The 13,693-nt window shown below is 65.5% G+C and carries 12 protein-coding genes; 8 read left to right on the top strand and 4 right to left on the bottom strand.

The window, feature by feature from the left end; all coding sequences use genetic code 11:
• Positions 1-70 precede the first annotated feature (70 nt).
• Complete coding sequence (locus NUH86_RS00245; RefSeq protein ID WP_267250718.1) at positions 71-1,729, top strand: ATP-binding protein; 1,659 nt, start codon at positions 71-73, stop codon at positions 1,727-1,729.
• A gap of 3 nt (positions 1,730-1,732) precedes the next feature.
• Here the strand turns inward: NUH86_RS00245 and NUH86_RS00240 are convergent, their stop codons facing one another.
• Positions 1,733-3,196, bottom strand: coding sequence for an MATE family efflux transporter (locus NUH86_RS00240; protein WP_267250717.1), 1,464 nt, complete (start codon positions 3,194-3,196; stop codon positions 1,733-1,735).
• A 40-nt stretch (positions 3,197-3,236) separates the two neighbouring features.
• Entirely contained in the window at positions 3,237-5,936 is a 2,700-nt protein-coding gene (locus NUH86_RS00235; protein ID WP_267250716.1) for a valine--tRNA ligase, read from the bottom strand.
• A 156-nt stretch (positions 5,937-6,092) separates the two neighbouring features.
• Here NUH86_RS00235 and NUH86_RS00230 point away from each other — a divergent pair, with 156 nt between their 5' ends.
• The gene (locus NUH86_RS00230) at positions 6,093-6,827 is read left to right on the top strand and encodes a Crp/Fnr family transcriptional regulator (RefSeq protein WP_267250715.1); all 735 of its coding nucleotides are present in this window, start codon (positions 6,093-6,095) and stop codon (positions 6,825-6,827) included.
• Between the two features lie 69 nt (positions 6,828-6,896).
• On the opposite strand, the gene NUH86_RS00225 is transcribed toward NUH86_RS00230, so the two are convergent.
• Positions 6,897-7,463, bottom strand: coding sequence for an HNH endonuclease (locus tag NUH86_RS00225; RefSeq protein ID WP_267250714.1), 567 nt, complete (start codon positions 7,461-7,463; stop codon positions 6,897-6,899).
• A gap of 97 nt (positions 7,464-7,560) precedes the next feature.
• Between NUH86_RS00225 and gluQRS the strand changes: the two genes are divergently transcribed.
• The 6 genes from gluQRS (at position 7,561) to egtD (ending at position 12,605) form a co-directional block, all read left to right on the top strand.
• Positions 7,561-8,466 (top strand): tRNA glutamyl-Q(34) synthetase GluQRS, encoded by a 906-nt coding sequence (gene gluQRS / locus NUH86_RS00220; RefSeq protein ID WP_416365333.1) that lies wholly within the window; start codon positions 7,561-7,563, stop codon positions 8,464-8,466.
• A 9-nt stretch (positions 8,467-8,475) separates the two neighbouring features.
• Complete coding sequence (locus tag NUH86_RS00215; protein ID WP_267250713.1) at positions 8,476-8,709, top strand: twin transmembrane helix small protein; 234 nt, start codon at positions 8,476-8,478, stop codon at positions 8,707-8,709.
• Between the two features lie 16 nt (positions 8,710-8,725).
• Complete coding sequence (locus NUH86_RS00210; RefSeq protein WP_267250712.1) at positions 8,726-9,310, top strand: cob(I)yrinic acid a,c-diamide adenosyltransferase; 585 nt, start codon at positions 8,726-8,728, stop codon at positions 9,308-9,310.
• Between the two features lie 104 nt (positions 9,311-9,414).
• Positions 9,415-10,287 (top strand): GGDEF domain-containing protein, encoded by an 873-nt coding sequence (locus NUH86_RS00205; RefSeq protein WP_267250711.1) that lies wholly within the window; start codon positions 9,415-9,417, stop codon positions 10,285-10,287.
• An 88-nt stretch (positions 10,288-10,375) separates the two neighbouring features.
• Positions 10,376-11,644 carry an ergothioneine biosynthesis protein EgtB gene (gene egtB, locus NUH86_RS00200; protein ID WP_267250710.1) on the top strand — a complete coding sequence of 423 codons (1,269 nt, stop codon included), beginning with the start codon at positions 10,376-10,378 and terminating at the stop codon, positions 11,642-11,644.
• Positions 11,645-11,648: 4 nt separating this feature from the next.
• The gene (egtD, locus tag NUH86_RS00195; RefSeq protein ID WP_267250709.1) at positions 11,649-12,605 is read left to right on the top strand and encodes an L-histidine N(alpha)-methyltransferase; all 957 of its coding nucleotides are present in this window, start codon (positions 11,649-11,651) and stop codon (positions 12,603-12,605) included.
• A gap of 6 nt (positions 12,606-12,611) precedes the next feature.
• On the opposite strand, the gene NUH86_RS00190 is transcribed toward egtD, so the two are convergent.
• Complete coding sequence (locus tag NUH86_RS00190; RefSeq protein WP_267250708.1) at positions 12,612-13,667, bottom strand: DUF1176 domain-containing protein; 1,056 nt, start codon at positions 13,665-13,667, stop codon at positions 12,612-12,614.
• Between the last annotated feature and the right edge of the window lie 26 nt (positions 13,668-13,693).

Raw genomic sequence — 13,693 nt, 5'->3', positions numbered from 1 at the left:
TTCTTTACCAGTGGCGCGTTAAATCGATCCGACGTGCCGGAATCCCGTCCGGTCGAGGGGGAAGAGGTTCATGAACCAGATGCACGGCGCAGACCATTTCGAGGGCGCGCAGGCGCATGTCTTCCCGGCGCCCGCCGACGCCATGGGCATGGTTTTCCAGATTGCCGGGTCCAGTTCGCAATTGATCATCGACGCCACGCGGATCGCCGCGCTGGCCCATCATCCCGACCCCTGCATCGCCATGGCGGGGCAGGTCGGCGCGCAGGTGAAGATGCGGGTCGGCCAGGTCTGGCTGATCGCCAGCGTCCGCGCCATGGCCATGGACCGGGGCGACAGCAACATCATCGTCGCCGATATCGACTTTCTGGGCGAAGGCGATGAGGAAAAGCTGACCGGGCGCATCCATCGCTTCCGCCGGGGCGTCACCCGCTATCCGACGCCGGGGACGGAGGTTTATCCCGTGTCCAGCCAGGACATGCAGCAGATTTATTCCGCCGAAGACCGCCCGCATGTGCAGATCGGCACCGTCTATCCCACCGCCGACACCCGCGCCGCGCTCTATGTCGATTCGATGTTGGGCAAGCATTTCGCCCTGCTGGGTTCGACCGGCACCGGCAAGTCGACCAGCGCCGCGCTGATCCTGCACCGCATCTGCGACCTGTCGCCGCAGGGGCATATCGTGATGATCGACCCCCATGGCGAATATGGCGCCGCCTTCCAGACCAATGGCGCGGTCTATGACATCAACAACCTCGCCCTGCCCTATTGGCTGATGAATTTCGAGGAGCATTGCGAGGTGTTCGTCACCTCCGAAGGTTCCGAGCGGACGGTCGATTGCGACATCCTGGCCAAATGCCTGCTCGCCGCGCGGTCGAAGAACCGGCTGGCGGAGAGCATCGGGCGGCTGACGGTGGATTCGCCGGTTCCCTATCTGCTGTCGGACCTGACCAACATCCTCCAGAATGAGATGGGCAAGCTGGACAAGGGCACCGGATCGCTGCCCTATATGCGGCTGAAGACCAAGATCGACGAGATCAAGAGCGATCCGCGCTACAGCTTCATGTTTTCCGGCATGCTGGTCGCGGATTCGATGCAGGAATTCATCGCGAAAATCTTTCGCCTGCCTTCGGGCGGCAAGCCGATCTCCATCATCGACGTGTCTTCCATGCCGTCCGACATCACGTCCGTCGTGGTTTCAGTGCTGTCGCGGCTGGTGTTCGACTATGCGCTGTGGGCACGGGACGAGCCGCAACGGCCGATCCTGCTCGTCTGCGAGGAGGCGCATCGCTACATCCCGTCCACCACCACGGGATCGGGCCAGGCGGTGCGCCGCATCCTGGAGCGCATCGCCAAGGAAGGGCGTAAATATGGCGTGTCGCTGGGCCTGATCACCCAGCGTCCGTCGGATCTGGCGGAAGGCGTGCTGTCGCAGTGCGGCACCATCATATCGATGCGCCTCAACAACGATCGCGACCAGGCCTTTGTCAAAGCCGCCATGCCGGAAGGGGCGCGCGGCTTCCTGGATTCCATTCCCGCGCTGCGCAACCGGGAGGCGATCATCTGCGGCGAAGGCGTCGCCGTGCCGATCCGCGTGGCGCTCGACAATCTGGAGGAGGAACGGCGGCCCGCTTCCAGCGATCCGAGCTTCACCGACCTGTGGCGCCAATCGGGGGGAGAGGCCGAAATCCTCGACCGGACCATCACCCGCTGGCGCAGCCAGGGGCGTTGAGGTTCATCCCGTCGGCGCGATGCGCCCGGCAGGCTCCCCCTCCGCATTGATGGCTTCGCGGCATTCCTCCTCATTGGGCTGCGCCAGAAGCTTCGCCTTCTTCCAGCCGCCCTGCATATAATAAGCGACGGCCAGCAGCAGCGTCGCGCCTGAACCGACCGGGAAACTCAGCCACAGCGCGTCCGCCCCCAGCGGCCCATAGCCGATCTTGTAGAAGCCCAGCCGCACCACGAACAAGGCGAAGATCAGGATGAGAAGCGGCCCCACCACCACGCCGTTCGCCCGCATGACGCCGAAGAAGATCATCGCGCAGCCGAACAGGACGAAGCTCCAGCTCGCCAGCAATTGCATGTGCCAGGCAACCGGGACGGCGGGACTGCCGGAACCCAGGAACAACGCCAGCAAGGCTTCATGGAACAGCAGCATCACCGCGATCATCGCCCCGGTGACGAGCAGCAGGTAGGCAAGGCCATAGGAGGTTATCCGCCCCACCCGGTCCCATTGGCCCGCGCCGATATTCTGCGCCGCCATGGCGCTGACCGCCCCGCCCAGCGCCATGGCGGGCATCTGGAGATAGGTCCAGAGCTGCTGCGCCGCGCCGTACGCTGCCGTCACCACCAGTCCTTCCCGGTTGACGAGGCCGATCATCACCAGGCCGGATGCCGACATGACGATCATCTGCAATCCCATGGGCAGCCCCTTGCCCAGCAGCAGCCGGACCTGCGCGGCGGTGGGGCGCAGATAGGCCAGTTCCTCCCCCCGCAGGCGCAGCGGCAGGTCTTTGCGGTAGATATAGGCGATGACGCCGATCAGGCTGACGAAGCCCGCCACGGCGGTCGCGGTGGCCGATCCCGCTATGCCCATTTCCGGGAAGGGGCCGATGCCGCGGATCAGCACGGGGTTCAGCACCATGTCGACGCCCACGCTGACGAACATGAAGATCAGCGGCGTGCGCGCATCCCCCGTGCCGCGCAGCCCCATCATGATCATGACGCCCAGCAGGGTCGCGGGCATGGCGACGAAGATCACGCGCAGATAGACGAGCGCCGGATCGAAGGCTTCGGCGGGCGTCGCCAGCAATCGCAGCAGGGCGGGCGCGCCCAGCCATCCGGCCAGCGCGACGGCCAGCGCCAGCATGGTGCAGAAGCCGACCGCCGACCCGAAGGCCCGCCGCGCCGAAACCATGTCGCGCGCGCCGTAGGATTGCGCGATCACCACCGTCGCCGCCATGCCGAAGCCGAAGACGATGGAGAACATCAGGAACATGATGATGTTGGCGTTGGCCGTGGCCGCCAGCGCCCGCTCCCCCAGGAAGCGTCCGACCCAGATCGCGTTGATCGATCCGTTGAGCGACTGAAGTATGTTGGAACCCAGCGTCGGCAGCGCGAACAGCAGCAACGCCGGGCCGATCGGTCCCTGGGTCAAATCCCTTCGCGCCCGATCCTTTCCTTGCGCCCCTCTGTTCATCGTCCCTCTTCTTTTCGTGATGCCGACGAACCGAGGCGGTTCAGGCCAGCCGTTCCAGCGCCGCTTTCAACCGTTCCGCTTCGGCTGCCTTTTCGGCATGATCCTCCCGCGCCTTGGCGACGGCTTCGGGCTTGGCCTTCTCCACGAAGCTGGGATTGGAAAGGCGGCCGGACAGGGAATCCCGTTCCTTCTCCGCCGCCGCCAGAGCCTTGGCGAGGCGCGCCTTTTCCGCTTCGATGTCGATCACGCCTTCCAGCGGCAGGATGAAGGTCGCCTCGTCCACGACGATCTGCGCCGCGCCGCCCTCTACATCGTCGCCGAAGGACAGGCTCTCCACCCGGCCCAGCCGTGCCAGCGCGGCGCCCTGACGGTCCAGGCGACGGCGGGTTTCCTCCACCTCGTCGCGGACGACCAGCTTGAGCTTCGCGCCCGGCGGCACGTTGAGTTCGGTGCGTGCCGTGCGCATCGCGCCGATCAGGCGGATAAGCCAGTCGATTTCCGCCTGCGCGTCGCTGTCGACGGCGTAGAGCGCCTGCGGCCAGCGGGCGACGATCAGTTCATTCGCGCGTGTGCCGGTCAGGTTCCACAATTCTTCGGTGATGAAGGGCATGAAGGGGTGGAGCATCACCAATATCTGGTCGAACGCCCAGCCCGCGACCGCCTTCGTCTCTTCGTCCATCGCCCCCTTGGTGAGTTCGATATACCAGTCGCAAAACTGGTCCCAGACGAAATGGTAGATGGCGTTGGCCGCCGCGTCGAAGCGCAGTTCGGTCATGGCCGTGTCGATCGCCTGCACGGTCGCGACCGTCTCCGCGATGATCCAGCGGTTGACGGGAGCCTCCGCATGGGGGGCTTCATGACCGGTCGAAGCGGTGACGCCGTTGGATTGCAGGAAACGCGCCGCGTTCCACAGCTTGGTCGCGAAGTTGCGATAGCCCTCGACGCGCTTTTCGTCCATCTTCACGTCGCGGCCCTGGCTTTCCATGGCGGCCATGAAGAAACGCAGCGCGTCCGCGCCGAACCGGTCGATCAGGCCCAGCGGGTCGACGACATTGCCCTTGGACTTGGACATTTTCTGCCCGTCGGCGGCGCGCACCAGGCCGTGCAGGTAGAGCTTGCGCCAGGGAACGTCGCCCATGAACTCCATGCCCTGCATCGCCATGCGCGCATCCCAGAAGAACAGGATGTCGAAGCCGGAGATCAGCAGGTCATTGGGATAATGGCGGCTGAGCGTCTCGGTCTGCTCCGGCCAGCCCAGCGTGCCGAAGGGCCAGAGGGCGGAGGAGAACCAGGTGTCGAGCACGTCGGGATCGCGGGCCAGCCGCTTGTTGCCCGCAAGAGCCTGCGCTTCCTCTTCGCTCTCCGCGACATAGGGATTGCCATCCTCGTCATACCAGGCGGGGATTTGATGCCCCCACCAAAGCTGGCGGGAGACGCACCAGGGCTGGATATTTTCCATCCAGTTGAAGAAGGTCTTTTCCCACGTCTTGGGGACGATTTCGATCCGCCCGTCGCGCACCGCCTGCATCGGGGCGACGGCCAGCTTTTCGGCGTCGACATACCATTGGTCGGTCAGCCAGGGTTCGATCACCACGCCCGACCGGTCGCCAAAGGGCGTCTGGATGGTGCGCGGTTCGGCGTCGGCTTCGACTTCCTCGCCTTCCTTGGTCTTGGTCACGTGCGGGACCAGCAGGCCCAGCGCCTTCATCTCCGCCACGACCAACTCGCGCGCGCCGTCCACGCCGTCGCGGCGGAAGCGGTGCAGGCCCAGGAAGCGTTCGGGGATCAGGCCGTCGGCGGTCTGGACCACATTGGCGTCGGCGTCGAACATGTTGAGCATGTCGGCGGCCTTGAAACCCGCCCGCTTGCCGACCTCGAAATCGTTGAAATCATGGCCCGGCGTGATCTTCACCGCGCCGGACCCCAGTTCCGGATCGGCATGGTCGTCGCCCACCACCTTGAACCGGCGGCCGGTGATCGGCTGGAGGATATCCTTGCCGATCACGTCCTTGTAGCGCGGGTCTTCCGGGTGCACGGCGACCGCCATGTCCGCAAGCATGGTTTCGGGCCGGGTGGTGGCGACGACGATATGGTCCGCGCCATTGGCCAGCTTCACCCCGTCCGCCAGCGGATAGCGGAAGTGCCAGAAACCGCCCTTCACTTCCTGCGTCTCCACCTCCAGGTCGGAGATGGCCGAGCGGAAATGCGGATCCCAGTTCACCAGGCGCTTGTCGCGATAGAGCAGGCCGCGCTTGTGCAGTTCCACGAACGTCTTGACGACGGCCTTCGAAAAACCCTCGTCCATGGTGAAGCGTTCATTGGCCCAGTCCATGGAGCAGCCCAGGCGGCGAAGCTGGCGCGTGATCGCGCCGCCGCTTTCCGCCTTCCATTCCCAGACCTTTTCGATGAACTGGTCGCGGGTGTAGTTGGTGCGCTTGTCCTGCCGCGCCTCCATCTGCCGCTCCACCACCATCTGGGTCGCGATGCCCGCATGGTCGGTGCCCACCACCCATAGCGCATCCTTGCCGCGCAGCCGTTCGTACCGGATCACGATGTCCTGCAACGTATTGTCCAGAGCATGGCCGATATGCAGGCTGCCCGTGACGTTCGGCGGCGGGTTGACGATGGTGAAGGGTACCGCGTCGGGGCGTTCCGGGCGGAACAGGCCATTCCGCTCCCAATGGGCGTACCAGCGGGACTCGATTTCGGCGGGGTCGAAGGTCTTGGGCAATTCGGTCATAGGCTGGCCTTTACGCAAGGCGGCGGCGGCGTCAACTTTCCGCCGCCTGGGAGACGAAAAAGCCGCGCCTGCGCGCAGCGGAACCCGCAATGCAGCCAAACGACGCATCAGGCGTTCTACCACCGTAACGACAAGAGAAGCGAAAAGGTGTGTTTAGTGGCGACAAGTTGTTTCGCGGACAGGCTGGCGAAGCATATTCCCCTGTCCGATACGGAGAAGATGGCGCTTGCAAGGCTGGAGGAAAATCCCCGCAAGGTCAGGCGCGGCGCGACGATCCAGCGGGTCAACGACCTGGTGACCGAACTGTTCGTGCTGCGCGAAGGACGGGTGATGAGTTTCGTCATCCTGCCCGACGGCAGCCGGCAGATATTGCGCGTCTATTTCCCCGGTGACTTCATCGGATCGGCCAGCACGATCTACAACCGGGCGCCGGAATCGCTGGTGGCGCTGTCGGACGCGGTCGTCTGTCCGTTCGACAAGCATGCTTTGCGGCGGCTGCTGGAGGAATATCCGCGGGTCGCGGCGCTGCTGTTCCTGCTGTCCAATGAGGAGCGGGTCGCGCTGACCGACCGGCTCGCCTCTTTGGGGCGGACGTCGGCCAGGGCGCGGGTCGCGTCCTTCCTGCTGGATATTTTCGATCGGCTGCGGGTGACGGACGACAGGATCACCGACAGTTTCGACCTGAAGCTGACGCAGGAGGAGATTGGCGACGCGCTGGGCCTGACATCCGTCCATGTGAACCGCATGATCCGGCAGATGGAGCAGGAAGGGCTGATCAGCCGGACCAACGGGCGGATCACGCTGCTGGACATGGCGCGGCTGGAGGAAATCGGCCATTATACCAACCGGCACAAGGATCTGGATCTGGAATGGCTACCGGGGATGGCGTGACCCATCCTGAACGACATGCGCCTGCAAAGGGTGGGGGCATGTCGTTTTCCAGGCGATGCCGCGCCCCTGTCAGGCCAGCAGCTCCACATCCCAATAGAGCCAGTCGTGCCAGCTTTCGTGCAGATAGTTGGGCGGGAAGGCGCGGCCATGTTCCTGCAACTGCCAGCTTGTCGGGCGGATCGGCGTCAGGTGAAGCTGCATATGCGCTTCCTTGGGCGTGCGGCCGCCTTTCTTGAGGTTGCAGGGCGAGCAGGCGGTGGCGACATTTTCCCAGGTGGTGCGGCCGCCGGCGCGGCGCGGAACGACATGATCGAAGGTCAGGTCGCTCTGCGAACCGCAATATTGGCAGGCGAACTTGTCGCGCAGGAACAGGTTGAACCGGGTGAAGGCGGGATGTTCGGACGGCTTCACATATTGCTTCAGCGCGATCACCGATGGAATCTGCATCTGGATGCTGGGGCTGTGCACCTGCCGCTCATAGCTGGCGACGATGTCCACCCGTTCCAAAAAAACCGCCTTTATGGCGGTTTGCCAGGGCCAAAGGCTGAGCGGATAATAGCTTAACGGCGTATAGTCTGCATTCAGAACCAGTGCCGGACAGTTTTCCGGATGTCGTATCAGGTCGGGATGGTACATATATTACCCTTCAACCCCCTTTCGCCGCCGCCCTGATCCACCAGGAACGTGACGCCGGCATGACAGCATTAACGACCCCATCCCGTCAAGGGCCAGTATGATTCAATCGACCGGACCACTGCATATGGTGACGCGCTTCGCGCCAAGCCCCACAGGTAGGTTGCATGTCGGACACGCATGGTCGGCATTGCTGGCCATGGACATGGCCCGCGCGCGGGGCGGCGCGTTTCGCCTGCGGATCGAGGATATAGACGGCACGCGCAGCCGGGCGGAACATGTCGCGGGAATCGTGGAGGATCTGCGCTGGCTGGGCGTCGGATGGGATGGCGACATCGTCTTCCAGTCGGCGCGGCTGGACCGTTATGAAGCGGCGCTGAGGCGGCTGGAGGGGATGGGGCTGCTCTATCCCTGTTTCTGCACCCGCGCCGACATCATGGCGAGCGCCACCGCGCCGCATGGGGCGGAAGGGCCGGTCTATCCCGGAACATGCCGGGGATTGGCCGGGGAGGAACGGACGCGGCGGATCGCGGCGGGAGAGGCCCATGCATGGCGGATCGACATGGCGCGGGCGGCGGAGCGCGCGGGGCCGCTGACCTGGGACGCCCTGCCCTTTCCGGTCGCGGATGGGGCGCGGGCGCAGGCGGTGGAGGCGAGGCCTGTTGCGGCGGGCGATGTCGTGCTGGCGCGCAAGGATGCCCCCACCAGCTATCACCTGTCCTGCACGCTGGACGATGCGGCGATGGGCGTGACCCATGTGCTGCGCGGCGACGATCTGCGGAGCGCGACGGATATCCACCGGCTGATCCAGGCGCTGCTCGACCTGCCCTCCCCCGCCTATATCCACCATCCTTTGCTGGTGGGGGCGGACGGCAGGCGGCTGGCGAAGCGCGACGGGTCGATCGCGCTGGCCGATCTGCGGGCGCAGGGCGTCGACCCGCGGCAATTGGCCGACGATCTGCGGCAGGCGCGCTTTCCGATTGGCATTTCCCTGGGCAGGGCCTAAATTCACGGCATGAACATGCTTCTCGTCATCGCCCTGATCCTGGCCATGGGCGCCACCCTGTTCGCACTGATTCGGGGGATCGTCGCCTTTCTGCAGGCAAGCAAGGAACAGTTGAACTCGCCCGAAGGCGGGCCGAGCCAGTCCAGCCTGAAGCAGAACAAGATGATGATGAACCGCATCCTGTTCCAGGCGGTGGCGGTCATCATCGTCGCCATATTGCTGTTGATGAAGGGCAGCGGTTGAAGGCGTCCGGCCCGTCATGGTGAAGCTCAACAAGATTTACACCCGCACCGGGGACGCGGGCACCACCGGCCTTGTCGACGGATCGCGCCTGCCCAAGCACGCGCCGCGCATGCAGGCCGTGGGCGATGTCGATGAGGCGAACAGCGCCATCGGCCTTGCCATCGTGGCGATCGGCGACGCGCCGGAAGCGGAATGGCTGACCACCATCCAGAACGACCTGTTCGACCTGGGCGCCGACCTGGCCACGCCGGTTCCGGAGGGGGAGGATGAACCCTGGGCGCTGCGCATCGTCGCTTCCCAAGTCGCGCGGCTGGAAGGGCAGATCGATGCGATGAACGCCGAACTTTCGGCGCTGGACAGCTTCATCCTGCCGGGCGGATCGCCCGCAGCCGCCGCCGTGCATCTGGCCCGCGCCGTCACCCGCCGCGCCGAACGCAGCGCGACCGCCGCCGCGGCCGAGGTGGCGATCAATCCGCAGGCGCTGGCTTATCTCAACCGGTTGTCCGACCTGCTGTTCGTGATGGCCCGGCGGCTCAACGGCAATGGCGCGGGCGATGTGAAGTGGGTTCCGGGGGCGTCCCGCCAACCGTTCGACTCATAGGAAGCACGGCTCGTCCTCGAAGCGGGCGTTAACCCTGCTCCTTCACCTTAACTTCACATGCCGCGCCAATTTTGAGGCCCGATTTCAATCGTCAGGGGCCAGGGATGCAGTTCTACCTCGCAACCTCCTTCATTTTTCCCCGCTCCCTGCGGTTCCGGCTCTTCGCGCTCTGCTTGGTCACCACCCATTTGCCGCTGCTGGGCTATATCGGCTGGGGCGCGGCGACGGGGCGGTTCGCATGGGCGGAATTCATCGTCCTGACGCTGGCCAGCATGGCGGGCGCCGCCGGAGCGCTGCTGGGCATCGGCGCCTTGCTGGACCCGATCCACAGACCGGTGGATGCGCTGCGTCCGGTGGAGGAGGCGGAACGGAAGGCGGGCGTGCCGATCCTGTCCGAAATCGGCGGCATCATCGCCAGGCTCCTTTCCGGGGCGCGCCGGGCTGCGGCGACGCAGGAACAGATCGACGAACGGAACGTGGCCGCGCATGAGGATGCGCTGACCGGCATCGCCAATCGGCGCGGTTTCCTGGCGCAACTCGATGTGCTGCCTGTCGCCCGGCGGCGGGGGTGCGTCGCGATCATCGACCTGGACTATTTCCAGCAGGTCAACGACCAACTGGGCCATGATGGGGGCGACCGGCTGTTGGCGGACTTCGCAGCGCGGCTTTCTTCGCAGACCCGCCGCGTCGACATCGTCGCCCGCTGGGGCGGCGAGGAATTCGCCATCTTCTATCAGGACGCGATAGAGGATGAGGCGAGCTGGTCGCTGGCGCGCATTGCGGATCGGATGCGGCGGGAGCCGGTCGGCGCGGTGAATGGTCAGCCGGTCACCTTTTCCGCCGGGCTTTGCGCCTGGCGCGGCGGCCCGGTGACGGCGGCGATCGACATGGCCGAAGAGGCGCTCCACCGCGCCAAGCGATCCGGGCGGGGCCAGATACAGCGGGCCGAACGCCCCTGTGCTTCCGTTTATGGTTAGGGATTGGGGTTACAACCCATTGGGAACCTAACCGCGCCTTCATGCGATTGTCCCGCGAGAGCGGCGCAACCGTATCGGAGGGGCATGCATGGCCAAAAGCCGAACCGCACCAAGCCAGATCGACCTGATTACCCGCTATCGCGAAGTGCGCGCCTTGAGCGAAGCGCTGGCCGCGCCGCTGTCCGACGCCGATGCGACCGTCCAGTCCATGCCCGACGCATCGCCCGCCAAATGGCATCTGGCGCATGCAAGCTGGTTCTTCGAAACCTTCGTCCTGCGCGATCATGTGGCGGGATACAGGATGTTCGATCCGCATTACGCCTATCTGTTCAACAGCTATTATGAGGCAGAGGGGGCGCGCCATGCCCGGCCCATGCGGGGCATGCTGACGCGGCCTTCGCTCAAGGAAATCCGCGCCTATCGCGCCCATGTCGACAAGGCGCTGACCACCGCCCTGCCGATGATGATGCCCGATGCGCAGGCGCTGGTGCTGCTGGGCCTGAACCATGAGCAGCAGCATCAGGAACTGCTGCTGGCCGACATGCAGCATCTGCTGTCGCTCAATCCGCTGGAACCGGCGATGTTCGACGCGCCCAACGCGCTGCCCGCGCCCGTTCCCGGCCCGATTCACTGGATAGAGGGGCGGCAGGGGCTGGTCGAGATCGGCGAGGACGGCAAGAGCGAATTCGCCTTCGACTGCGAGACGCCGCGCCACAAGACGGTGCTGCATCCCCATGCGCTGGCACACCGGCCGATAACCAATGGCGAATGGATCGGCTTCATCGAGGATGGCGGCTATGGCGACGCCGCGCACTGGCTGTCGGACGGCTGGGCCTGGGTGCAGGCGGAGGGGATAGAGGCGCCGCTATATTGGAAGCGCGCAGAGCAGGGCTGGACCCGCTTCGGCCTGGATGGCCGCAAGCCGGTCAATCCCGCCGCTCCGGTCAGCCATATCAGCCTGTATGAGGCGGACGCCTATGCCAGATGGGCAGGCGCCCGGCTGCCGACCGAAGCCGAATGGGAAAGCGGGGCGCTGAATATCGCGCCGACCAGCGGCAACCAGTTGGACGGCGCCGCCTGCCCCCGGCCCCGCCCGCCGGAGGGCGGCTCCGCGCTGACCCAGATGTATGGCGATGTGTGGGAATGGACCGGCAGCGCCTATCGCCCGCATCCCGGCTTTCGGGCGGCGGAAGGCGCGGTGGGCGAATATAATGGCAAGTTCATGGCGGGCCAGTTCGTGCTGAAGGGCGGCAGTTGCGCCACGCCGCGGGGCCATATGCGGGCGAGTTACCGCAATTTCTTCTACCCCCATCAACGCTGGCAGTTCACCGGGCTGCGGCTGGCGAAGGATTTGTGACGCGATGCTGCTGACGGAGGACGCTACGCTGCCGCTGCGCGCGCCGGATCCGGCTTTTCGCAGGGATATCATGGAGGGGCTGTCGCGCATGCCCAAGGCGACGCCGCCCATCTGGTTCTACGACCGGCGGGGATCGGAACTTTTCGAGGCGATCACCGGCCTGCCGGAATATTATCCGACGCGCACCGAAACCGCGCTGCTGGAACGTCATGGCCCGGATTTCGCCGCAGCCGTCGGCGCTGGCCGGGCGGTGGTGGAATTCGGCGCGGGCAGTTCGCGCAAGACGCCGCATCTGCTGCGCGCCGTCGATCCCGCCGCCTATGTGCCTATCGACATCAGCGGCGATTTTCTTCGGGCTGCGAGCGTCGAATTGGCTTCGGCCTTTCCCGGCCTGCCCGTCCTGCCGGTGGTGGGCGATTTCAATGGCGAACTGGACTTGCCCGTCGGCATTGACGGCCTGCCGCGTCTGGGCTTTTTCCCCGGATCGACCATCGGCAATATGGAGCCGGATGCGGCGGTCGACCTGCTGCGGGCGATGCATCGGCTGTTGGGGGAAGGCGCCATGCTGCTGATCGGCATGGACCGGATCAAGGACCGCGACCGGCTGATCGCCGCCTATGACGATGCGGCGGGGGTGACGGCGGCGTTCAACCTGAACCTCATCAGCCGCATCAATCGCGAACTGGAGGGCGATTTGCCGCTGGACGGCTTCGTTCACCGCGCCATCTGGAACGATGACAAGGCGCGGATCGAAATGCATCTGGAGGCGGTGCGGCCTCTCCACTTCCACGTCGCCGGGCAATGTTTCCGCATGGAGCCGGGCGAGACGATCCATACCGAGAGCAGCCACAAATATGGCGCGCGGGACGAAAGGCTGCTGCTGCGCGCCGGGGGGTGGGAGCCGCTGCGCGAATGGAGCGACGAGGATGGGCTGTTTTCGCTGATATTGGCAGAAACGTGAAGCGGTCTATTCGGTGACCTTCGCGGACCAGGTGGTGATCCAATGCCAGGCGCCCCGGCATTCTCCCATGGCGCTGGCCTCGACAAGGCGGAAGCGCGTGCCGTCCCAGACATAGGATTCGCTGCCCCCGCAATCGCCCAGACCCCGGCCCTTGGCATAGCTTTGCAGGGTGGACGTCTCCGCCGCCCAGCCTGCATTGACCAGCATGGGATGGGTGGCGTCCTCGCTCCAGCCCGGCTGATAGTCGAAGCTGGCGAAGCGGAAGGTGCGGCGTCCCGCTATGCCGGTGGCGATCAGCGGGACGGAGGTGAAATTATAGGCGCCCGCGCCGCAGGGGACCAGCACGAGCGTCTCGGTCTTCGTCAGGCGGTGCAGGTCGGGGGGCGAGGAAGCGTCCTTCATCTCGTCGGCGCAGCCGGTCAACGTGCCGAGCGCCGTCAGTTCCTCGCGCCAGAGCGCGGGCGGCTGCGCGCCGCCGGGAATGGTCGCCCGCTTGATCACGGGCACGGCGGGCGCCGGGCGCACCGCGCTGCGGGCGAGCGGGCCGGTCGCGACCAGCGCCGCCATCGTGCCTGCACGCCCCTGCTTCGCGTCCATATAGCGCAGCGCGGCGGCGGATCCCGCCAGCGACGGCCGGTCGATGCGCTTGCCGCCGGCGCGTATTTCCATGCCACCGCCCTTCGCCATGGCGATGGCCAGCGCGGACGCCTGCGGCCCCCGGACGCTGGCTTCGCCATCCACGCTTGCCGCGCTGGCGACCTTGCGCCCGTCGATCAGGAAATCCAGCGTCTCCTGCCCCTTGGCGTCGCGGCTGACCCAGATTTCGGGATCGGCGGTCGCGCCCGCATCCCGGCGGATGCCCAGCATGACAGGCTGGTCGGGCCAGTCGCCGCCATCCGGCAGCAAGGACACGGCCTCACACCGGTTGCGGTTGTCGCAGCCGATGGTCCAGTCCTTATAGCTTTCCAGCGAGCCGGGTTTCGGGGCCTGCGCGATGGCCGGGGCCATTGTCATGACCGCCCACAGCACAGCCGTCAGCCCGGATAAGCGTTTGACTTCCATGCGTTAACCATAGCCGATCTTGTCAG

Origin of the sequence: Sphingobium sp. JS3065 (genome assembly GCF_026427355.1) — a bacterium.
In the GTDB taxonomy this organism is placed as follows: domain Bacteria; phylum Pseudomonadota; class Alphaproteobacteria; order Sphingomonadales; family Sphingomonadaceae; genus Sphingobium.
Note: the sequence above shows the minus strand (reverse complement) of the source record. Positions and strands in the feature narration are given on the sequence as shown.